Origin of the sequence: Amycolatopsis solani (assembly GCF_033441515.1) — a bacterium.
In the GTDB taxonomy this organism is placed as follows: Bacteria; Actinomycetota; Actinomycetes; order Mycobacteriales; family Pseudonocardiaceae; genus Amycolatopsis; species Amycolatopsis solani.
In genome coordinates this window covers 2,066,939-2,086,580 of record NZ_JAWQJT010000002.1, presented here as the reverse complement: position 1 = coordinate 2,086,580, position 19,642 = coordinate 2,066,939, and the positions used below count along the sequence as shown (strand labels likewise).

At 72.6% G+C, this 19,642-nt stretch carries 17 protein-coding genes; 11 read left to right on the top strand and 6 right to left on the bottom strand.

Translation table 11 applies throughout. From position 1 onward, the window contains the following. Nucleotides 1-29 precede the first annotated feature (29 nt). The 5 genes from SD460_RS30185 to SD460_RS30165 are packed head-to-tail and all read left to right on the top strand — an operon-like array spanning nt 30 to nt 5,473. On the top strand, nt 30-1,559 hold the full coding sequence (locus SD460_RS30185) for a FadD3 family acyl-CoA ligase (RefSeq protein ID WP_318307062.1): 1,530 nt from the start codon (nt 30-32) through the stop codon (nt 1,557-1,559). After that, nucleotides 1,556-2,401 (top strand): enoyl-CoA hydratase, encoded by an 846-nt coding sequence (locus SD460_RS30180; RefSeq protein WP_290053795.1) that lies wholly within the window; start codon nt 1,556-1,558, stop codon nt 2,399-2,401. Before SD460_RS30185 ends, SD460_RS30180 begins: the two co-directional genes overlap by 4 nt. Beyond that, nucleotides 2,401-3,531: an acyl-CoA dehydrogenase family protein gene (locus SD460_RS30175; protein WP_290053793.1), complete on the top strand. Its 1,131-nt coding sequence runs from the start codon at nt 2,401-2,403 to the stop codon at nt 3,529-3,531. The genes SD460_RS30180 and SD460_RS30175 overlap by 1 nt, the downstream gene beginning before the upstream one ends. Then, nucleotides 3,528-4,442 (top strand): acyl-CoA dehydrogenase family protein, encoded by a 915-nt coding sequence (locus tag SD460_RS30170; protein ID WP_290053791.1) that lies wholly within the window; start codon nt 3,528-3,530, stop codon nt 4,440-4,442. The genes SD460_RS30175 and SD460_RS30170 overlap by 4 nt, the downstream gene beginning before the upstream one ends. Further along, nucleotides 4,439-5,473 (top strand): acyl-CoA dehydrogenase family protein, encoded by a 1,035-nt coding sequence (locus SD460_RS30165; protein WP_290053789.1) that lies wholly within the window; start codon nt 4,439-4,441, stop codon nt 5,471-5,473. Before SD460_RS30170 ends, SD460_RS30165 begins: the two co-directional genes overlap by 4 nt. Before the next feature lie 48 nt (nt 5,474-5,521). Here SD460_RS30165 and SD460_RS30160 read toward each other — a convergent pair whose 3' ends face one another. From SD460_RS30160 to SD460_RS30150, 3 genes are all read right to left on the bottom strand, one after another. Beyond that, nucleotides 5,522-7,336: a flavin-containing monooxygenase gene (locus SD460_RS30160; protein WP_318307061.1), complete on the bottom strand. Its 1,815-nt coding sequence runs from the start codon at nt 7,334-7,336 to the stop codon at nt 5,522-5,524. A gap of 90 nt (nt 7,337-7,426) precedes the next feature. Further along, nucleotides 7,427-8,602 carry a GAF domain-containing protein gene (locus tag SD460_RS30155; RefSeq protein WP_290053786.1) on the bottom strand — a complete coding sequence of 392 codons (1,176 nt, stop codon included), beginning with the start codon at nt 8,600-8,602 and terminating at the stop codon, nt 7,427-7,429. A 185-nt stretch (nt 8,603-8,787) separates the two neighbouring features. Further along, entirely contained in the window at nt 8,788-9,534 is a 747-nt protein-coding gene (locus SD460_RS30150; RefSeq protein WP_290053784.1) for a sigma-70 family RNA polymerase sigma factor, read from the bottom strand. Between the two features lie 84 nt (nt 9,535-9,618). On the opposite strand from SD460_RS30150, the gene SD460_RS30145 reads away from it, so the two are divergent. After that, nucleotides 9,619-10,305, top strand: coding sequence for a TetR/AcrR family transcriptional regulator (locus SD460_RS30145; RefSeq protein WP_290053782.1), 687 nt, complete (start codon nt 9,619-9,621; stop codon nt 10,303-10,305). Nucleotides 10,306-10,400: 95 nt separating this feature from the next. Further along, nucleotides 10,401-11,402: a TerC/Alx family metal homeostasis membrane protein gene (locus tag SD460_RS30140; RefSeq protein ID WP_318307060.1), complete on the top strand. Its 1,002-nt coding sequence runs from the start codon at nt 10,401-10,403 to the stop codon at nt 11,400-11,402. On the opposite strand, the gene SD460_RS30135 is transcribed toward SD460_RS30140, so the two are convergent. Further along, a complete protein-coding gene (locus tag SD460_RS30135; RefSeq protein WP_290053780.1) occupies nt 11,382-11,798 on the bottom strand; it encodes a VOC family protein in 417 nt (138 codons plus the stop codon). The genes SD460_RS30140 and SD460_RS30135 overlap by 21 nt on opposite strands. 22 nt (nt 11,799-11,820) lie before the next feature. Between SD460_RS30135 and SD460_RS30130 the strand changes: the two genes are divergently transcribed. Further along, entirely contained in the window at nt 11,821-12,471 is a 651-nt protein-coding gene (locus SD460_RS30130; protein WP_290053778.1) for a GntR family transcriptional regulator, read from the top strand. On the opposite strand, the gene SD460_RS30125 is transcribed toward SD460_RS30130, so the two are convergent. Beyond that, nucleotides 12,460-14,397, bottom strand: coding sequence for a DNA/RNA non-specific endonuclease (locus tag SD460_RS30125; protein ID WP_318307059.1), 1,938 nt, complete (start codon nt 14,395-14,397; stop codon nt 12,460-12,462). The genes SD460_RS30130 and SD460_RS30125 overlap by 12 nt on opposite strands. Before the next feature lie 151 nt (nt 14,398-14,548). Between SD460_RS30125 and SD460_RS30120 the strand changes: the two genes are divergently transcribed. Further along, complete coding sequence (locus tag SD460_RS30120) at nt 14,549-15,562, top strand: zinc-dependent alcohol dehydrogenase (protein ID WP_318307058.1); 1,014 nt, start codon at nt 14,549-14,551, stop codon at nt 15,560-15,562. On the opposite strand, the gene SD460_RS30115 is transcribed toward SD460_RS30120, so the two are convergent. Further along, nucleotides 15,559-17,088 carry an adenylate/guanylate cyclase domain-containing protein gene (locus SD460_RS30115; RefSeq protein ID WP_318307057.1) on the bottom strand — a complete coding sequence of 510 codons (1,530 nt, stop codon included), beginning with the start codon at nt 17,086-17,088 and terminating at the stop codon, nt 15,559-15,561. The genes SD460_RS30120 and SD460_RS30115 overlap by 4 nt on opposite strands. Before the next feature lie 106 nt (nt 17,089-17,194). On the opposite strand from SD460_RS30115, the gene SD460_RS30110 reads away from it, so the two are divergent. Together SD460_RS30110 and SD460_RS30105 are read left to right on the top strand one after the other, a co-directional pair. Then, a complete protein-coding gene (locus tag SD460_RS30110) occupies nt 17,195-18,097 on the top strand; it encodes an AurF N-oxygenase family protein (protein ID WP_290053754.1) in 903 nt (300 codons plus the stop codon). A 1-nt stretch (nt 18,098) separates the two neighbouring features. Continuing rightward, the gene (locus tag SD460_RS30105) at nt 18,099-19,556 is read left to right on the top strand and encodes an FAD-dependent oxidoreductase (protein ID WP_290053752.1); all 1,458 of its coding nucleotides are present in this window, start codon (nt 18,099-18,101) and stop codon (nt 19,554-19,556) included. Nucleotides 19,557-19,642 lie beyond the last annotated feature (86 nt).

Genomic DNA, 19,642 nt, shown 5'->3' with positions numbered 1-19,642 from the left:
TCTAGTTTGTCGGTCCAGAGGAGGGTGTGGTGGGCACAACCACGATCCCGGCCGTCGTCCGGGACGCCGCCGCCAAGTTCGGCTCCGCGGAGGCGCTGGTCGACGGCGGCCTGCGGCTCGGCTTCGACCAGCTTCTGGAACGTGTTCAGACGGTCGCCCGCGCCTTCGCGGCCCGCGGCGTCGAGCCCGGCGACCGCGTCGCGATCGCCCTGCCGAACACCCACCACTGGGTCCTGACCGCACTGGGCGCGCTCTACGCGGGCGCGACGCTGATCCCGGTCAACACCCGGTTCACCGCCGCCGAGACCGTGGACCTGCTCGGCCGCGGCCGGGCGAAAGCGCTGGTCGTGGCCGCGGACTTCCTCGGCGCCGATCGCCACGCCGCGATCCGGGCGACCGGCGCGGAGCTGCCGGACCTCGGCACCGTCGTCCGGGTCCCGCTGGAGCAGCCGCACCAGCCGGTCGACGGCACGCTCGGCTGGGACGAGTTCCTCGGCCTCGCCGAGCGCGTCCCCGTGGCCGACGCCGAAGCGCGGGCCGACGCCGTGCGGCCGGACGACGTCAGCGACATCCTGTTCACCTCGGGCACCAGCGGCCGCTCGAAGGGCGTGCTCTCGGCCCACCGCCAGGCGGTCGGCGTCGCGGCCGCGTGGGCGGACTGCGGGCGGGTCACCGCCGACGACCGGTACCTGGTGATCAACCCGTTCTTCCACAGCTTCGGTTACAAGGCCGGGATCCTGGTCGGGCTGCTGACCGGCGCGACGATCGTCCCGCAGGCCGTGTTCGACGTCCGGGCGGCCCTCGACCTGATCGAGCGCGAACGGATCTCCGTGCTCCCGGGCGCGCCGACGATCTTCCAGTCCCTGCTGCGGGAACGCCGGGGTGACCTGCCGACCCTGCGCCTGGCGGTCACCGGGGCGGCGACGGTCCCCGCCTCGCTGGTCCGGCGGATGCGGGCCGAGCTGGGCTTCGACGTCGTCCTCACCGCCTACGGCCTCACCGAAGCCGTCGTGGTGACGATGTGCCGCCCCGGCGACGACGCCGAGCTCGTGTCCCGGACGTCCGGCCGCGCGACCGCCGGGTTCGAAGTGGCCATCCAGGGCTCGCCGGGCGAGATCGTGCTCCGCGGCCCGAACGTCATGCTCGGCTACCTCGACGATCCCGAGGCCACCGCGAAAGCCGTCGACGAAGCGGGCTGGCTGCACACCGGCGACGTCGGCGAGCTCGACGACGAGGGCAACCTGACGATCACCGGCCGGCTCAAGGACATGTACATCTGCGGCGGCTTCAACGTCTACCCGGCCGAGGTCGAGCACGCGCTGACCGAACTGGACGGCGTCCGCGACGTCGCCGTCGTCGGCGTTCCGGACGACCGGCTCGGCGAGGTCGGCAAGGCCTTCGTCGTCGGCACCGGGCTGACCGAGGAGGCGGTCGTCGCGTTCTGCCGCGAACGGCTCGCCAACTACAAGACCCCGCGGTCCGTCGAGTTCGTCGACGCACTGCCCCGCAACGCTTCCGGCAAGGTGCTGAAGCGGCTGCTGACCGAGGAGAACGCATGAGTGAACCGGTGGTCCGCACCGAGCGGCGCGGACCGGTCGCGGTCGTCACGATGAGCCGGCCGGACTACCGCAACGCCCAGAACTCCGCGATGACCTACGCGCTCGACGACGCCTTCACGGCCGCGGTCAACGATCCCGAAGTCAAGGTGATCGTGCTGGCGGGGGAGGGAAAGCACTTCTCCGCCGGGCACGACATCGGCAGCCCGGGCCGCGACGCCGACGTCAGCTTCGACCGGCGCGCGGTCATGTGGTGGGACCACACCGACCGGGCCGGCGGCGACCAGCGGTTCGCCCGCGAGTCCGAGGTCTACCTCGGGATGTGCCGCCGGTGGCGGGAAATCCCGAAGCCGATGATCGCGAGCGTCCAGGGCGCGTGCATCGCCGGCGGCCTGATGCTGGCGTGGGTGTGCGACCTGATCGTGGCCGCCGACGACGCGTTCTTCGCCGATCCCGTGGTGCGCATGGGGATTCCCGGCGTCGAGTACTTCGCGCACCCGTGGGTGCTGGGCCCGCGCGCGGCGAAGGAAGTGCTGTTCACCGGCGAGCGGTTCACCGTGCAGCAGGCCAAGGAGTGGGGCATGGTCACCCGGATCGTGCCGCGCGCGGAGCTGGAAGAGCACACCCTGGCGCTGGCGGAGAAGATCAGCGGAATGCCGTCGTTCGGGCTGGCGCTGGCGAAGAAGGCGGTCAACCAGGCCGAGGACCTGATGGGGCTGCGGTCCGGAATGGACTCGGTGTTCGGGCTGCACCACTTCGCCCACGCCCACAACGCGGAGACGTCGGAAGACTCGCTCGGCGGCCAGTCGGCGCGGTCGATGCGCGACGCGAACAAGGGGGGCTGATGGACCTCGACATCGACGAGGCTTCGGCGGCCTTCCGCGACGAGGCACGGGAATGGCTGGCCTCGCACGTGCGGGTGCTGCCCTCGATGGACACCGCGGAAGGGTTCACCGCGCACCGGGAGTGGGAGGCGGAGCTGGCCGAAGCGCGGTGGTCGGTCGTGTCGTGGCCGGCCGAGTACCACGGCCGGGACGCCTCGATGCTGCAATGGCTGCTGTTCGAGGAGGAGTACTACGCGGCCCGCGCGCCGGGCCGGGTGAGCCAGAACGGCCTCTTCATGCTGGGACCGACGTTGTTCGCCCACGGCACCCAGGAGCAGCGCGACCGGATCCTCCCGCCGATGGCCCGCGGCGAGCAGGTCTGGGCGCAGGCGTGGTCGGAACCCGAAGCGGGCAGTGACATCGCCGCGTTGCGCAGCACCGCCGTGCGCACCGACGGTGGCTGGCTGCTGTCCGGGCAGAAGACGTGGAGTTCGCGGGCGAGCTTCGCCGACCGGGCGTTCGGGTTGTTCCGCACCGATCCTTCGGCGCAGCGCCACCACGGGCTGACGTACTTCATGGCCGACCTGCGCGCCGACGGCGTCACCGTGCGGCCGATCCCGCAGCTGGACGGCGAACCGGGGTTCGCGGAGATCTTCTTCGACGACGTGTTCGTGCCCGACGCCGACGTGATCGGCGAGGCCGGGCAGGGGTGGAAGGTCGCGATGACGACGGCCAACAACGAGCGTGGCCTGTCGTTGCGCAGTCCCGGCCGGTTCCTCGCCGCCGCTTCCCGGCTCGTCGACCTGTGGCGGGCCGAAGGCGCTCCGGAGTCCACAAAGGACCGCGTGGCCGACGCGTGGATCAGCGCCCGCGCCTACCAGCTCTACACGTTCGGGACGGTGAGCAGGCTCGCCGAAGGTGGCGAGCTGGGGCCGGAGTCCAGTGTGAACAAGCTCTTCTGGTCCCACCTCGACGTGGCACTGCACGAGACCGCGCTCGACGTGCTCGGCCCGGCCGGGGAAACCGACGAAGACTGGGTGAACGGCTACCTGTTCTCCCTCGCCGGGCCGATCTACGGCGGCACCGACCAGATCCAGCGGAACACCATCGCCGAGCGGCTGCTCAAGCTCCCGAGGGAGGCCCGCCGATGAGGTTCCAGCTCTCGCCGGAACAACGGCAGTTCTCCGCGACCCTGCACGAGCTGCTCGGCGGGGCGGACACCGCGGCCGCCGCCCGGGCGTGGGCGGCGGGGGAGCACGACCGCGGCCTCAAGCTCTGGCGCGCGCTCGCCGACGCCGGGGTGTTCGGCCTGCTCGTGGCCGAGGCCGACGGCGGCCTCGGCGCCGGCGCGGCCGACCTGGTGGTCGCCTTCGAAGCGCTCGGCTACCACGCCGTCCCGGGCCCGCTGGCCGAGTCGGCGGCGGTCGCGCCCGCGCTGCTGACCGGCCACCGGCTGACCTCCCTCGCCGAGGGCGATCTGCTGGCCACCGTCGTCGCCCCGCCGGAAGTCCCCCTGGCGCTGGACGCCGACGTCGCCGGCGTGGTGCTGGACCTCACCGGCGCCCAGTGCGCCGCGGAGACCGAGCTCGTCCGCTCGATCGACCCGGCTCGGCGGCTGTTCCGGGTCCCCGGCGCGACCGAGGCGCAGTCGCCCGCGTTCGACACCGGCGTGCTCGCGGTGGCCGCCCAGCTGCTCGGGGCCGGCCAATGGCTCCTGGACACCTCCGTCGCCTATGCGAAGCAGCGCAGCCAGTACGGCCGGGCCATCGGCGAGTACCAGGCGATCAAGCACCTGCTCGCCGACGTCGTCACGGGGCTCGAACTGGCGCGGCCACTGCTCTACGGCGCCGCGGTCGCGGAGGGGACGTTCGCCCGGGACGTCTCGGCCGCCAAGGTCATGGCCGGGGACGCCGCCTACCTGGCCGCGCGGACCGCGCTGCAGGTGCACGGCGCGATCGGCTACACCGCCGAACACGACCTCGGCCTGCGGCTCACCAAAGTCCGCGCGCTGGCCGGGGCGTGGGGGACCGGGTCGTTCCACCGCGCGCGGGTGCTGCGATGACCGACCCGCTGGACACCGAGGAGGCCCTCGCCCTGCGCGACGCCGTCCGGGCGCTGCTGACCCGGCGGTCGGGGCCCGAGGCGGTCCGGGCCGCGATGGCTTCGCCGCTGGGCCACGACGACAAGCTGTGGTCGACGCTGTGCGAACAGATCGGCGTCGCCGCCCTCGCCATCCCGGAGCACTACGGCGGCGCGGGCGCGGGACTCGCCGAAGTCTGCGTGGTCCAGCAGGAACTCGGCCGGACGCTGACGCCTTCACCGCTGCTGGGCTCGGCGGTGCTCTGCGGCGAGGCCCTGCTGCGGGCCGGCAACGACGAAGCCTGCGAACGGCTGCTCCCGGGCATCGCCGCGGGCACCACCCTCGCCGCGCTGGCCTGGGCCGATGACGACTGGGCGCTCGCGCTGACCGCGTCGGAGACCGGCCTCGACGGCCGCGCCGCCTACGTCCTGGACGGCGACCTCGCGGACGTCCTGCTCGCCGTGGCCCCGACGGCCGACGGCGCCGGCCTGTTCGAAGTGCCGCTCGAGGGCGTCCGCCGCGAGCGCGTGACGACCCTCGACCCGACCCGGCGGCTGGCCGTGGTGGACTTCGCTTCGACGCCCGCCCGGCGCCTCGACACCGGCGGATTCGGGCGGCAGCTGCGGCAGGTGCTCGACACGGCGGTGATCGCGGTGGCCGCCGAGCAGGTCGGCGCGGCGGCCCGGGCACTGGAACTGACGGTGGAGTACACGAAGCAACGCCGTCAGTTCGGCCGCCCGATCGGGTCGTTCCAGGCACTGAAGCACCGGATGGCCGACGTCCACGTCCACGTCGAGGCCGCGCGGTCGGCGTTGTTCGCGGCCATTGTGGACGGTGACGCCGAAGCGGTCGCAGGCGCGAAACTCGTGTGCGGCGAAGCGTTTTCACACGCCGCCGCCGAGATGGTCCAGTTGCACGGCGGCATCGCGATCACCTGGGAACACGACGCCCACCTGTACTTCAAGCGCGCGCACGGGACCGCCCTCCTGTTCGGCTTCCGCGACCGCTCGTGAGTGTTTAGTCGGGTTCTAACCCGACTAAACACTCACGAGCCCCGGACGCTAGGCGAGGTGGTGCACTTCCTGCAGCCCGTAGACCGGCGTCGGCAGGCCTTCGGCGCGGGCCTTGAGCTGCAGGGCGAGGTAGAGCGAGTAGTGGCGGGACTGGTGCAGGTTCCCGCCGTGGAACCACAACCCCTCCTGCCGGGTCGGCTTCCACATGTTCCGCTGCTCGCCTTCCCACGGCCCCGGGTCCTTCGTGGTGTCGGAGCCCAGGCCCCACACCTTGCCGACCTTGTCGGCGACCTCCTGGCTGATCAGGTCCGCGGCCCAGCCGTTCATCGAGCCGTAGCCCGTGGCGTAGACGACCAGGTCCGCCTCCAGCTCGGTGCCGTCGTCGAGCTTCACGGAGTTCTCCGTCAGTTCGGTGACCTGGCCGTGCGCGAGCTTGACGTCGCCGTTCGCCACGAGGTCCGCGGCGCCGACGTCGATGTAGTAGCCCGAGCCGCGGCGCAGGTACTTCATGAACAGGCCGGAGTCGTCGTCGCCCCAATCGTGGCGGAAGCCTGCGCCTTCGAGGCGGTCGTAGAACTCCTGGTCGCGGTCCTTGATCGCGGCGTACACCGGCTGCTGGAAGGTGTGCATGATCCGGTAGGGGAGCGAGGCGAACGTCAGGTCCGCCTTCTGCGTCGTCATCCCGGCGGCCAGCGCGCGTTCCGAGTACAGGTCGCCGAGCCCGAGGTCCATCAGGGAGTCCGACTTCACGATGTGCGTGGAGCTGCGCTGGACCATGGTGACGTCGGCGCCGGCTTCCCAGAGCGCGCCGCAGATGTCGAACGCCGAGTTGTTGGACCCGATGATCACGGCCTTCTTGCCGCGGTAGGCGTCCGGGCCGGGGTGCTGCGAGCTGTGGTGCTGCTCGCCCTGGAAGCGGTCCTGGCCGGGCACTTCCGGGACGTTCGGCTTGCCGGACATGCCGGTCGCGAGCACCAGCTGCTTCGGCTTGAGGACGACTTCTTCGCCGTCGCGGTCGAGGACGACCGTCCATTCCTCGGCTTCTTCGTCGTAGGAGGCGCTCCGGCACGTCGTCGACGACCAGTAGTTCACCTCCATGACCTTCGTGTACATCTCGAGCCAGTCGGCGATCTTGTCCTTGGGCGCGAAGACCGGCCAGTTGCGCGGGAAGTCGAGGTAGGGCAGGTGGTCGTACCAGACGGGGTCGTGCAGGCAGAGCGACTTGTAACGGCCGCGCCACTGGTCGCCGGGGCGGGCGTAGCGGTCGACGACCACGTGCGGCACGCCGAGCTGGCGCAGCCGGGCGCCCAGCGCGATCCCGCCCTGGCCGCCGCCGATGACGACGACGTACGGCTGCCGCGTGGTGCCCAGTTCTTCTCGTTCGGCCTGCCGGGCTTCGGACCAGGTGACGCGGTCGCGGTGGACGCCGTGCTCGGCGCCCTTCGGCCGCGCGGTGCCGATCGGCTCTTCGTGGCCCTTCAGCTCGTGCAGCGTGGTGAGCAGCGTGAACGCGCCCTCGTCGGTGAGCCGCAGGTGCCCGCGGCCCCGGCCGGCCGCGGTTTCGAAGCCGATCCAGGCCTCGACGACGCCGTCGGTTTCGGTCGGCTCCTCGGTGGCGTGGAAGCCGCTCGCGTCGGTGGTGTCCATCGTGGCGAGGAGCAGATCCCGGACGCCGTCGCGGTTTTCGACGGTCTTGAGGTTCCAGGTGAAGGCGACCAGATCGCGCCAGAACGACGTCGTCGCGAAGAGGGTGGCGGCCCGGTCCGCGTCCCGGGCCGCGAGCGCGGCCTCGAAGTCGGCGAGCCAGCCTTCGACGCGCTGCCGGGCCCCGACGGCGGCGGCCGGTTCGAGGGTCTGGGTCATGAGCGGACCTCCCCGTCTCGGGCACCGTCTTCGTCGGCGGCGCGCTGAGGGCAGCCAACCCCGGCGGCCCGGGTCCGCGTAAGGGTTGCCCTAAGGTTGCATCAGCACGACGTCGACGTCCGGCGCGATCCGGTACGGCCGGGCGAGCAGCAGGCCGCCGACGAGCTTGCGCAGCCGCGACAGCTCGGCGCGCACGGTCACCAGGTGCGTGCGGTCGCCGTAGACGGTTTCCGACAGCTGCGCGGCCGACACCCCGGCCGGACCGGCGGTCGCGATCAGCCGCAGCAGGTCGGCCTGGCGCGGCCCGAGCGGGTGCGTCCACCGCGCCGACCCTTCGACGATCGCGCGCGGCGGCCCGAACTCGAGGGTGAGCCGCAGCCGTTCCCGGCGGCTCGGCCGCAGCAGCCACCCCCCGGGCACCGGCTCGGGTTCGCACGCCCCGATCCCGCGCACGGCGACCGGCACGCCCGGGCTGGGCGCGGCGACCCGGTCGATCCCCGAGACCCCGCTCTGGGCGGCGACCCAGCCGTGGTCGTCGACGACCAGCCCCGGCCCGCCGCCGAGCACGTGCCCGGACAGCTGCCGGAGCCCTTGCAGCCGGGCCTCGTGCCGCTGCCACAGCAGGGCTTCGACGAGCCGCACGGACGTCCCGACCAGCGCGACGGTCATCGGGTGCACGGTCTCGGCCGGCCCGCTGACGTCGACGATGCCGAGCAGCTCCCCGGTCCGCGGATCGTGCACCGGGTAGGCCGTGCAGGTCCAGGCGTGGTGCGACCGCACGAAGTGCTCGGCGGCGAACATCTGCACCGGCGCGGCCTCGGCCAGCGCGGTCCCGATCGCGTTGCTCCCGATGGCGGGCTCCGACCAGGTGGCGCCTTCGGTGAAGCCGAGCGAGTCGGCTCGGTGACGCACCCTTTTGGCGCCTTCCCGCCAGAGCACGACCCCGTCGGCGTCGGCGACGACCATGAGGTGGTGCGCGTCTTCGGCGACGGAGGTCAGCGCGCCCCGCAGCTCGGGCAGCACCTCGTTCAGCCGGCAGCCGCTCCGCCGCCGTTCGACTTCGGCGACGCCGACGGGATCGGGCGCCGGCGGCCGATCGGGATCGACCCCTTGGGCGGCGACGCGGCGCCAAGAGCGTTCTACGAGCAGGCGCGGAGCGGTTTTCGGGGGTTTCCCGGCCAGGACGGCGTCGTGGATGCCCGCGAGCAGCCGGGCGTGCCCGGCCACGTCGATGCCGGGCCGGACCGCGCAGACGCCTTCGTCCACCGCCACCTCCTGGGGCCGTGGCCTCACGGTAACCCGGCTGGTGGGGGGTGGGGCAACCTTCACGCAACCCCGGGGTGGCCGCGCGGATGCAGGACCCCGGTGCCGATGTCTTGAATGAGTCATTCAGGGCGTGGGAGGTCCTGAATGAGTCATTCAAGACCTCCCGGGGCGAGCGCGGGTGGGGATCAGCCGGTGAGGCGGGCCGCCGTCGTGGGGAGTTCGCGGTTGGCCTCGTCCAGGCCCGTCGCCACCGTCCGGCAGGCTCGGCAGCCCGCGATGTGCTCGGTGATCGCCGTCGCGCGGCGGGCGGACAGGGCTCCGCGGACCCACGCTCCCATGCGGCGGCGGGGCTCGCGGCAGATCGGCTCCTCCGCGTCCGGTACCTGGACCTGCAGGTACGCCTGCCGTAGGCCCTCGCGCGCCCGCATCGCCAGCGCCGCCACACTGTTGGGTGAAAGTCCGAGCAGGGGGGCGACCTCCGTCGGGGTGTCGCCCTCCGCTTCGGTGCGCCAGAGCACCGTCCGCCAGCGGCCCGGGAGCGTGCAGTACGCCGTCCACACCAGCTTCTGGTTCGAGCGGTGCAGGGCCCGCTCGTCGGCGCCGCCCGTCGCGGAGGCCTCGGGGACCGTCTCGCACAGCTCGACGCGGCTGCCCTGCTTTCCCCAGCGGGACACCAGGTTCCGCATCGTCACGACGAGGTACGGCCGCAGGTCGCCGACCGGGCCGCCGCCCGCGCGGACCACCGTCAGGACGCGGGTGAACGCCTCGGCGACCAGGTCGTCGCGCTCGGCGGGCTGGTTCGCCCAGCCGCCCGCGATGCCGCGCAGCGGGCCCGCGTGGCGGCGGAACAGGGTGCCGCCCGCGGCGAGGTCGCCGGCGCGGAGGGCGGCGAGCAGTTCCGCGTCCGGCGGGTCCTCGTCTGCTGTCCCCATTGGTACTCTCCGTGACCACGCTGCACCCAAAGTAAGAGGTACGGCAGTGTACGCGATAGCGCCGCGTCGATACACTTCTTGCCGATGACATCGACGGACAGACCGCGGCCGCCGGATGGGCGGGCCGTGCGGTGGGCCGGGCAGCGGGAACGCCGTCGCGGCGAGTTCGTCGAGGCGGGGCTGCGCGCCATCACGCGGTACGGGCCCGAGGTGTCCACCGAGCAGATCGCCGACGAAGCCGGCGTGGCCCGCACGCGGCTCTACCGGCACTTCGACGGCGCCGCCGATCTCCAGCACGCCATCGCGGGCCGGGTGGCCGAGCTGATCACCGCCGAATTCGCGCCGCTGTGGAGCCCCGGCGGCACGCCGATGGATCTGATCCGGACGGCGATCGGCGCGCACACCCGCTGGCTCGCCGAGCACGGCTCGCTCTACCGCTACCTGACCAAGCACGGCATGGACGCCGAGCCCGACGTCTTCGCCGACGGCAAGACCGCCATCGCCCGCCAGCTCACCGTCGTCTTGGAGCACTACCTCGGGCTCTTCGGGATGGACACCCGCGTCTGCGAGGCCGTCGCGTTCGGGCTGGTCGGCCTGGTGGAGACGAGCACCTCGCGCTGGCTGGAGAACCCCCGCGGGGTCAGCCGCGCCGAGCTGGCCGCGCTGCTGGCGCGCTGGGTCTGGGGGATCGTCGACGACACCCTGCGCGCGGGCGGTGTCGAGCTCGACCCGGACGCGCCGCTCGCCGCGGCCGACCTGACCCCGCGCTGACTGTCCACAGTGCTGATCGTCCACAGTGGAGCCCGGGTGCGGGGGCCCGCGCTTGCCCCTACGATCGCGGCAAGCACGCGGGAGCGGGGGAACGGATGGGCATCGGCGCCGGCACGTGGCTCGTCACCATCGGCGTCGTCCTGGCCTTGCTGGCCGTCGACCTCGTGCTTGCCGCGGTCCGGCCGCACCGGGTCGGGTTCGGCGAGGCCGTCGCGTGGTCGGTGGGCTACATCCTCGTCGCGGTGGCGTTCGGCGTCTGGCTGGCGCTGGCCCACGGCGGTGAGTTCGGCGCCGAGTACTTCGCCGGCTACATCGTCGAAAAGAGCCTGTCGGTCGACAACCTGTTCGTCTTCGTGATCATCATGACGACGTTCGCCGTCCCAGAAGAGCACCAGCACAAGGTGCTCACGTTCGGGATCGTGCTCGCGCTGGTGATGCGCGGGCTCTTCATCGCGCTCGGCGCGGCCCTGCTCGCGTTGTTCTCCTTCATGTTCCTGCTGTTCGGCCTGCTGCTGATCTTCACCGGCGTCCAGCTGTTCCGGCACCGCGACGCCGACCCCGACATCGAGCACAACCTCGTCGTGCGCACCGCGCGGCGCCTGCTGCCGGTGTCCGAGACCTACGACGGCGGCCGGCTGACCACCCGGGCCGGGGGACGGCGGCTCGTCACGCCGCTGGTGGTGGTCCTGGTCGCGATCGGCGGGGTCGACCTGCTGTTCGCGCTGGATTCGATCCCGGCGGTGTTCGGCGTGACCGACGAGCCCTTCATCGTCTTCGCCGCCAACGCCTTCGCGCTGCTGGGCCTGCGCGCGCTGTACTTCCTCGTGAAGGGACTGCTCGACCGGCTCGTCTACCTCTCCGCCGGGCTCGCGGTGATCCTCGCGTTCATCGGGGTGAAGCTGATCCTGCACTGGGCGCACGTCGACGTCGACGCGCGCGTCCCGGAGATCGCCACCCCGGTCAGCCTCGCGGTGATCATCGGCGTCCTCGCCGTGGTGACCGTCGCCAGCCTGGTCAAGACCCGGCGCGACCCCGGGGCGAAGGCGCACCCGGGTTCGCTGCGCGGGTCCGGCGGCTCAGACCGCGAAGACCTGTGAGTCGTCGGCGAACGCCTTGAACTCCAGCGCGTTCCCGGCCGGGTCGAGCAGGAACATCGTCCACTGCTCGCCCGGCTGCCCCTCGAACCGGAGGTAGGGCTCGATCACGAACTGCGTCCCGGCGGCGCGCAGCCGCTCGGCGAGGGCGTGGAACTCCTCGACGGCGAGGAGCAGGCCGAAGTGCGGCACCGGCACGTCGTGCCCGTCGACCGGGTTGTGGACCCGCTCCGGCCGGGACGGCGCCAGGTGCGTCACGAACTGGTGGCCGTGCAGGTTCCAGTCGACCCAGGTGGCCGCGCTGCGGCCCGGCTCGAGGCCGAGGACTTCGCCGTAGAAGCGGCGGGCGGCGGCGAGGTCGTCGACGGGCACGGCGAGGTGGAAGCGGGGGAGCGTCATGTCTGAATGTTAACATTAAGACATGAACGCTCAAGTGGCTCCCGCGCGCCGGCGCGGGCTGGCCGACGAGGTGGCCGACCGCATCCGCGACGCGATCTTCGACGGCGGGTACGCGCCGGGCAGCCAGCTGCGCGAGGTCGAGCTGGCCGGGGCGCTGGGCGTCAGCCGCGGGCCGGTGCGGGAGGCGCTGCTCAAGCTGGCGCGCGAGGGGCTCGTGCGCGGCGAGTGGCACCGGGGGACCACGGTCACCGCGCTGTCCGACGGGGACGTCGCCGAGCTGGACAGCCTGCGGGCGGCGCTCGAACAGCTCGCCGTCGCGCTGGTGGTCGAGCACGCGCCCGACCTTTCGGAGATCGACGCCGTCGTCGGCCGCATGGAACGGGCGGCCGACGCGCACGAGATGGTCCGCTGCGACCTCGCGTTCCACGACGCGGTCTACGCCGCCGCGGGCCACCGCCGCCTGCGCGAGGCGTGGGAAGCGATCCGCTCGCAGGTGCACCTGTTCCTGCTGACGCGCATCGGTCTCGAGTCCGAGGGCTACCTCGCGGGCATCCCCGCCGAGCACCGCGAACTCGCCGAGGCGCTGCGAGCGGGGGATCGGGACGCGGCGCTGGAACTGTTCGCCGTGCACCGCCGTCGCGCGTCCGAGGTGCTGCGCGGCTCAGAGCACTAGGTCGTCCGGTCCGCCGATCTCGCGCACCTCGCCCGTGGATTCCAGGCGCTCCAAGGGATCCGCGTCCGGCAGCTCGCCGAACGACAGTCCGGTCAGGTCGGCGATGCGGCGGACCGGGACCTGGTACGTGCGGTACGCGCCGTAGCTGAACTCGCCCTCGGCCTCCAGGCCCTTGATCAGTTCCTCCTGGCTCAGCAGGTACGCCGTCGCCGAGAGGGTGCCGCCGGCCTTCACCATCGCGACGACTTTCCAGAACTGACGCGGCAACTGGACACCGCGGTAGCGGTCGTCGTCCTCGGCGAGGACCGGGCCGGTGAGCACGGTGACCTTGAGGTCGTGGTTGGCCGCGTTGTTCAGCACGTAGTCCTCGAGCCCGGCCCACGTGGTCTTGTTCTGGTTGAAGTCCTTGTGCTGCGGCGAACAGTTCGTGAAGTGGAACGTGTCGTCGTTGCCGAGCTGGGCGATCGCCTCCGTCGCGCCCCACGCCGGGTCGAGGCGGCGGACGAGGTGGCCGCGGTCGAGCGGGTTGGCCCGGTAGATCTCCTCGCCGACCTGTTCGCTCTCCTCGACCCGCGGGTCCAGCGACCAGTGGTCGGCCTCGCGGCGCAACGCCCGGCTGGCGCGCCCGTCGATGTTGACCGCGGTGAACAGCGCGAGCCGCCGCTCCTTGTGCAGGACGACGCTGAAGTGGTGGTACGGCAGGACGTACCGCGGCTCGGCGGTGGCCTGCCGGTTGATCGCGGCCAGCGGCACGAGGGCCTCGGGCAGCGCCGGCAGCGGCACCTCGGGCCCGAGGAAAGCCGGGTCGTAGCCCTCCCGGTTCGAGTAGTCCGGGTCGATCCGGCCGGTCTCCGGTGCGGCGGCCGCCGGTTCGGCGCGCAGCCGGATGTCGACCGGCATCGTCAGGGTGAGCACCCGCGGCCCGCCGTCGCCGGCCGCCGGTGCCGTGCGCTCGGCGCGGGTGGACAGCCGGTCGACGAGGGCCTGCTCGCCGGCGGTGAACTGCTTGCCGCGCAGGAAGGCCAGCAGCTTGCTGACCCGGATGCCTTCGTTGATGAAGCGGCCGAGCTCGGCGTGGTCGCCGGTGGGGACGCTCGCGTGGTGCAGCGCCACGACCTCCCACTGGTCGTTGAACACCGGCGAGCCCGACGACCCGGGTTCGGTGTCGGTCTCGTAGTGCAGGAACTGCTCCAGCACATCGACCACGCGGTTCTCCCGCAGCGCGACCTTCTTCTTCTCGCCCTTCGGGTGCTGGACGATGGTGACGAAGTCGCCGACGATCGCCTTGCCCTCGGTGCCGATCAGCCGGTTGAACCCGAAGCCGCTCAGTTCTTCGGCCGAGGCGTGCACGGCCACGAGCGCGAAGTCGAGGTCCTCGTCGGCGGCGAAGAACCGGCCGGGGTCCAGCCGGAACGCGTGCACCGGCCGGGGCAGGCCGTCGGCGCCGTCCTGGTAGTCGAATTCGATCACGCTGAACCCGGCCGTCGCCGCGTCGGGCAGCACGTGGTGGTTGGTGAGCAGCAGTTCCGGCGACACCAGCGACCCGGTCCCGTAGCCGGTGAGCCGGCCGTGCTCGTCGCGGATGTTCACCCGGCCCACGGCCGACGCGGCCCGGACGCCGCCTTCGAGGTAGCCGACGCCGAGGGTGTCGTCGGTCAGGATGATCCGTTCGAGGATCGCGCCCGCGGCCGCCATCGCCGCGGGGTCCCCGGCCGCGATCGCCGCCGGGCTGACCGGGCGCACGTCGGGGTGGTAGCGGGCGAGCCGGTCGATCCGGGTGGCCACGCGGCCGGGCTCGTCGGCCTTGGCGATCCCGCCGGGGGTGCGGAGCAGTGAGATCTTGGCCCGGCGTTCGGCGGCGCGCCGCCCGGCCCGCGCGGCGGCGGCCTCCTGCTGCTCGGACGGCCGTTCGGTCTTGACGTCCACGGTGCCTCCCGGACGAAACGCGATCACCGCGTTAGTCGCATTCGCCCGGAATGCGTTACCCGAATTCCATCGATTCATTCTTTCTCCATTTCGGGAAATGGAGAAAATAACCACCCGCGAAAGGATCGGCGGCGGCGTGCGAGCATGCAGCATGTCTTCGATCATGCGGGCGTTCGTGCTCACCGGGCCCCGGGAGTACTCCGTGCGGGAGGTGCCCTCGCCGGTGGCGGTGCCGGGTGAGGTCGTCGTCGACGTCGAACGGGCCGGCGTCTGCGGCACCGACGTCGAGTTCTTCACCGGCGAAATGCCGTACCTGCACGACGGCCACGCCGCCTACCCGATGCGGCTCGGGCACGAATGGGCGGGCACGGTCTCGGCGGTCGGGGACGGCGTCGACCCCGCCTGGCTCGGCCGCCGGGTCATGGGTGACACGATGCTCGGCGACCGGACCTGCCGCCGGTGCCGCCGGGGCCACCAGCACACCTGCGAGCAGCGAGAGGAAGTCGGCATCCGCGGTGGCCGGCCCGGGGCGCTGGCGGAGCGGCTCGCCGTCCCGGCGTGGTCGCTGCACGCGTTGCCGGACAGCGTCGACGCCGTGCTGGGCGCGCTCGTCGAACCGGGCGGCAACGCCCTGCGCGCGGCGAAGGCGGCGCAAGCCGGCCCCGGGGACCGGGTGCTGGTGCTCGGGCCGGGGACGATCGGGCTGCTGACGGCGATGTTCCTGCGGGCCGCGGGTGCCGAGGTGCACCTCATGGGCGTGGCCGCGCTGGACTTCGCCCGCGGCCTCGGCTTCACGGGCGTCTGGACCCGCGACACGCTGCCGGACCTGCCCTTCGACGCGGTCGTCGACGCGACCGGCGCGGCGGACGCGCCCGCGCTCGCCGTGGACCTCGTGGAGCCCGCCGGCCGCGTCGTCTGCATCGGCCTGTCGGGCGGCCCCAGCCGGGTGGACACGCGTGCGCTGGTGTTCAAGGACGTCACGGCCGTGGGCGTCCTGTCGGCGTCACCCGGCCTGGCCGAGGCGATCGAGGCGTACGCGAGCGGAGCGGTCGACCCGCGCCCGCTGGTGGGGGCGACCGTCGGCCTCGACGGCGTGGGCGCGGTGCTGGCGGGGGAGCGGATCGGCGGCGCCGGCCCGAAGGTCCACATCGACCCGCGCCGCTAAGACCTCGGCGAGGCGAGCGTCGTGGGGCGGGAGCGGCCGCGCAGCACCACTTCCTCCTTCGCCACCCACTGGGCCGCTTCGGTCTCCGTGGCGGATTCGACCGCCGTCCAGGAGGCCAGGAGGCGGGCGGGTGCGTTCTTCGCCAGCTCGGTCAGCCGGGCGGCTTCGTTGACCGGGTCGCCGATCACCGTGTACTCGAAGCGGCGCGGGTCGCCGACGTTGCCCGCGACCGCGTCGCCGGTCGCCACGCCGATGCCGGCCGGGCCGTCCGGGACCTCCGCGGCCAGGCGGCGGGCGATCGCGCGGCCGGCGGCGAGCGCGCACGTCGCGTGGTCACCGAGCGGGGCCGGGGCCCCGAAGACGGCGAGCGCGGCGTCGCCGACGAACTTGTTGACCAGCCCGTGGTGCCGGTCGACCTCGTCGACCACCACCGCGAAGAACCGGTTGAGCAGGTCGACGACCTCTTCGGGCGGGCGGCTCGCGGCCAGCGCCGTCGAGCCGACGAGGTCGACGAACAGCACCGACACCGTCCGCACCGTGCCGCCCAGCTCGGTGGCCGTCCGCATGGCCTCGACCGCGACTTCGTGCCCGACGTGCCTGCCGAACAGGTCGCGCAGCCGCTCGCGCTCGGCCAGCCCGGCCGCCATCCCGTTGAACCCTGCCTGCAGCAGGCCGAGCTCGGTGCCGTCGTAGACCGGGATTTCCACGGCGAAGTCGCCGGCCCGGACGCGGCCCAGCGCGTCCTGGACCGAGGTGATCGGGTTCACCACCGCACGGGCGGTGAACACCGTGACCAGCAGGCCGAAGCACAGCACGACCAGCCCGAGCGCGATCACCGACACGGCCAGCTTGGTGGTCGAGACGTCGCCGCGGACCCAGGCCAGCACCGCGGTGACCACCAGCCCGGCCACCGGCACCCCGGTGCCCAGGCACCAGAACAGCAGCATCCGCAGGTTGACGCCGCCGGTGACCGGGCGCGGCGGCGTCGTGCCCGCCAGCGCCAGCGCCGCGTACGGCCGCAACGCGAACTCGCCGAACAGGTAGGCGATCGCGCAGACGACAACGGCGGCGAACGCGACGACCAGGAGCTCGGTCAGCACGACCGACGGCTGGACGAGCGCCGCGAGCCCGCCGAACACCAGCGTCGCGACGCCCCACAGCACGGCCTGCACCACGGTCAGCCGCAGCGGGACGCGCAGGCTCGCGGTGCGTTCGGCGTCGGTGGGACGGCGTCCCTCGGCCGCCCAGCGCAGCGTCCGCAGCGCTCCGCCGGTGCCCCACAGCGTGCCGACGACGACCGCGGAAACGACGTACACCGGGACCGCGATCGCCGTCACGCGCACCAGCTCGCCCGACATGCCGGGCGCGGGCATGAGCAGCGCCGCGAGCCCGACCACGACCAGGGCGCCGATGACGTTGGTGGCGATCAGGGCGGCCGTGAGCAGGCGCTGGACCCGCCGTCGCAACGCCGTGACGTTCTGGTCCAGCGGGCCGAGCAGCCCCGAGCCGTACGGCAGCGGTTTCACCCGCTGAGTGTACAACTGTTCACTCAGATGCCCACTGGCGGGCGGGGCGGTATGTGTTACGGTTGGTAACAGTGAACTTCGGTAACACCTGACGAGGAGGTCGGCCATGACGAGCATCGGCGAAGCGGGCGTGTCGGACCGGGAGACCGTGGCGCGGCGCCTGCTCGACTCGTCGGAGCAGCTCTCCTACGACCCCGTCAAGGAGGTCGACTGGGAAACCCCGCTGGACACGGGTTACCACGGCGCGAGCCCGGAGTGGAGCACGCTCTACGGAACCTCCTACTGGGCGGACATGACTCCCGAGCAGCAGCGCGAGCTGACCCGCCACGAGGCGGCGTCGGTGGCGAGCACCGGGATCTGGTTCGAGATGATCCTCCAGCAGATGGTCTTGCGCGACTTCTACGCCAAGGACCCCACCGACCCGGCGTTCCAGTGGGCGCTGACCGAAATCGCCGACGAGTGCCGCCACTCGATCATGTTCGCCCGCGGCGCCGCGAAACTGCGGGCGCCCGCGTACCGGCCGCGCCGGTTCGTCGTCGAGCTGGGCCGGGTCTTCAAGGCCACCGCGACCGGGGAGGCCGCTTACGCGGCGATCCTCGTCGCCGAAGAGGTCCTCGACGTCATGCAGCGCGACTGGATGCGCGACGAGCGGGTGGTCCCGTTCGTGCGGACCATCAACAACATCCACGTGGTCGAGGAGTCGCGGCACATGAAGTTCGCCCGCGAGGAAACCCGCGAGCGGCTCAAGGGCGCGGGCTGGCTGCGCCGCCAGATCAACGGCTTCGTCGTCGCGGTCGCGTCCTACTTCATCGTCACCAGCATGGTGAACGCCAAGGTCTACGAGAACGCCGGGCTGGACGGCAAGCGGGCGCGGCGCGAGGCCAAGGCGAACGAGCACCACAAGTCGATGCTGCGCTCGAGCTGCTCCGGGCTGATGGAGTTCCTGCACTCGGCCGGGCTGCTGACCAAGCCGTCGCTGTGGTTCTACAAGCGCGCGAACCTGATCTGACATGGCGTTCGCGATCACGCAGACCTGCTGCGCCGACGCCTCCTGCGTGTCGGTCTGCCCGGTCAACTGCATCCACCCGACGCCGGACGAGCCGGACTTCGGGACGACGGACATGCTCTACGTCGACCCGGACACCTGCATCGACTGCGGTGCCTGCGCCGACGCCTGCCCGGTGGACGCGATCTTCCCGGCCGGCGCGCTGACCGGGCCGCTCGCGGTCTACCCGGAGCTCAACGCCGAGTACTACGCGGGGCGGGACGTGCTGGCCGAGGCCACCGCCGCCCCGAACTTCCACCGGTGGTCCCCGCCGTCGTTCGCCCGGATCCTCCCGAGCGACTTCGCGCCGCTGGACGTCGCGGTCGTCGGCACCGGCCCGGCCGGCATGTACGCGGTCGAGGACCTGTTGCTGCACACCGATTCGCGGGTCACCCTGATCGACCGGCTGCCGGTGGCGGGTGGGCTGATCCGCTACGGCGTCGCACCCGACCACCCGTCGACGAAGAAGATCGGCGAGACGTTCGCGCGCTTCCACGACCACCCGCGGCTGCGCCTGCGGCTCGGGGCCGAGGCCGGCCCGGAGCTGGCCGAGCGGCACGACGCGGTGATCTGGGCGGTCGGCGCCACCGAAGCCCGCCGCCTCGGCATCCCCGGTGAAGATCTGCCCGGCAGCCTCCCGGCCGCGTCGGTGGTCGGCTGGTACAACGGCCACCCGGACGTCGGGCCGGGCGCCGTCGACCTCTCGGCCGAGCGCGTGGTCGTGGTGGGCACCGGCAACGTGGCCCTCGACATCGCCCGGATCCTGACGGCCGATCCGTCGTCGCTCGCCGGCACCTCGCTCGCCGCACCGGCGCTGGCCCGGCTGCGGTCGAGCAAGGTGCGTGAGGTCGTGGTGCTGGCCCGGCGCGGGCCCGAGGACGCCGCGTACACGCGCTCGGAACTGCTGGCCCTGGCGGCCCGCGGCGACCTCGTCGTGGACGACCACGACCCGCGCATCGCCGCGGCGATCGACGCCGGGGAAGGGAAAGCCGCGCTGCTGCGGGACTTGCCGCGCGAGGCGGTGGACTGGTCGTCGCCGCCTCCCGACGGCCGCCGGGTCGTGCTGCGGTTCCACTCTTCGCCGGTCGCGTTCACCGGCGACACCGAGGTCCGCGGCGTGCGCACGTCCGGCGGTGTCGAGATCCTGGCGAGCCGGGTGATCCGGGCGGCGGGGTTCCGCGGGACGCCGGTGGCGGGGCTGCCGTTCGACGTCGATTCCGGGACGGTGCCGAACGACTCGGGACGGGTCGCGCCGGGGACGTACGTGGCCGGCTGGATCAAGCGCGGGCCGTCCGGCGGGATCGGGGCGAACAAGGCATGCGCCCGCGAGACGGTCGGCGCCTTGCTGGAAGACGCGGTCGCCGGGCGGCTGCGGCGCCGGGCACCTCGGCGCGGGCTGGCCAGGGTGCTCGGCCGGGCCTGACGGGGACCTTCACCCCGGCAGAGGTGCGGTGGTTCGCTCGCCGAGGTCTTGAATGACTCATTCAGGACCTCCGAGGACCTGAATGA

Bases quoted from the DNA above. Each gene is read 5' to 3' on its own strand.
- SD460_RS30180 (WP_290053795.1), top strand. From the start codon at position 1,556: ATGAGTGAACCGGTGGTCCGCACCGAGCGGCGCGGACCGGTCGCGGTC.
- SD460_RS30175 (WP_290053793.1), top strand. From the start codon at position 2,401: ATGGACCTCGACATCGACGAGGCTTCGGCGGCCTTCCGCGACGAGGCA.
- SD460_RS30170 (WP_290053791.1), top strand. From the start codon at position 3,528: ATGAGGTTCCAGCTCTCGCCGGAACAACGGCAGTTCTCCGCGACCCTG.
- SD460_RS30165 (WP_290053789.1), top strand. From the start codon at position 4,439: ATGACCGACCCGCTGGACACCGAGGAGGCCCTCGCCCTGCGCGACGCC.
- SD460_RS30160 (WP_318307061.1), bottom strand. From the start codon at position 7,336: ATGACCCAGACCCTCGAACCGGCCGCCGCCGTCGGGGCCCGGCAGCGC.
- SD460_RS30150 (WP_290053784.1), bottom strand. From the start codon at position 9,534: ATGGGGACAGCAGACGAGGACCCGCCGGACGCGGAACTGCTCGCCGCC.
- SD460_RS30145 (WP_290053782.1), top strand. From the start codon at position 9,619: ATGACATCGACGGACAGACCGCGGCCGCCGGATGGGCGGGCCGTGCGG.
- SD460_RS30140 (WP_318307060.1), top strand. From the start codon at position 10,401: ATGGGCATCGGCGCCGGCACGTGGCTCGTCACCATCGGCGTCGTCCTG.
- SD460_RS30135 (WP_290053780.1), bottom strand. From the start codon at position 11,798: ATGACGCTCCCCCGCTTCCACCTCGCCGTGCCCGTCGACGACCTCGCC.
- SD460_RS30130 (WP_290053778.1), top strand. From the start codon at position 11,821: ATGAACGCTCAAGTGGCTCCCGCGCGCCGGCGCGGGCTGGCCGACGAG.
- SD460_RS30120 (WP_318307058.1), top strand. From the start codon at position 14,549: ATGTCTTCGATCATGCGGGCGTTCGTGCTCACCGGGCCCCGGGAGTAC.
- SD460_RS30110 (WP_290053754.1), top strand. From the start codon at position 17,195: ATGACGAGCATCGGCGAAGCGGGCGTGTCGGACCGGGAGACCGTGGCG.
- SD460_RS30105 (WP_290053752.1), top strand. From the start codon at position 18,099: ATGGCGTTCGCGATCACGCAGACCTGCTGCGCCGACGCCTCCTGCGTG.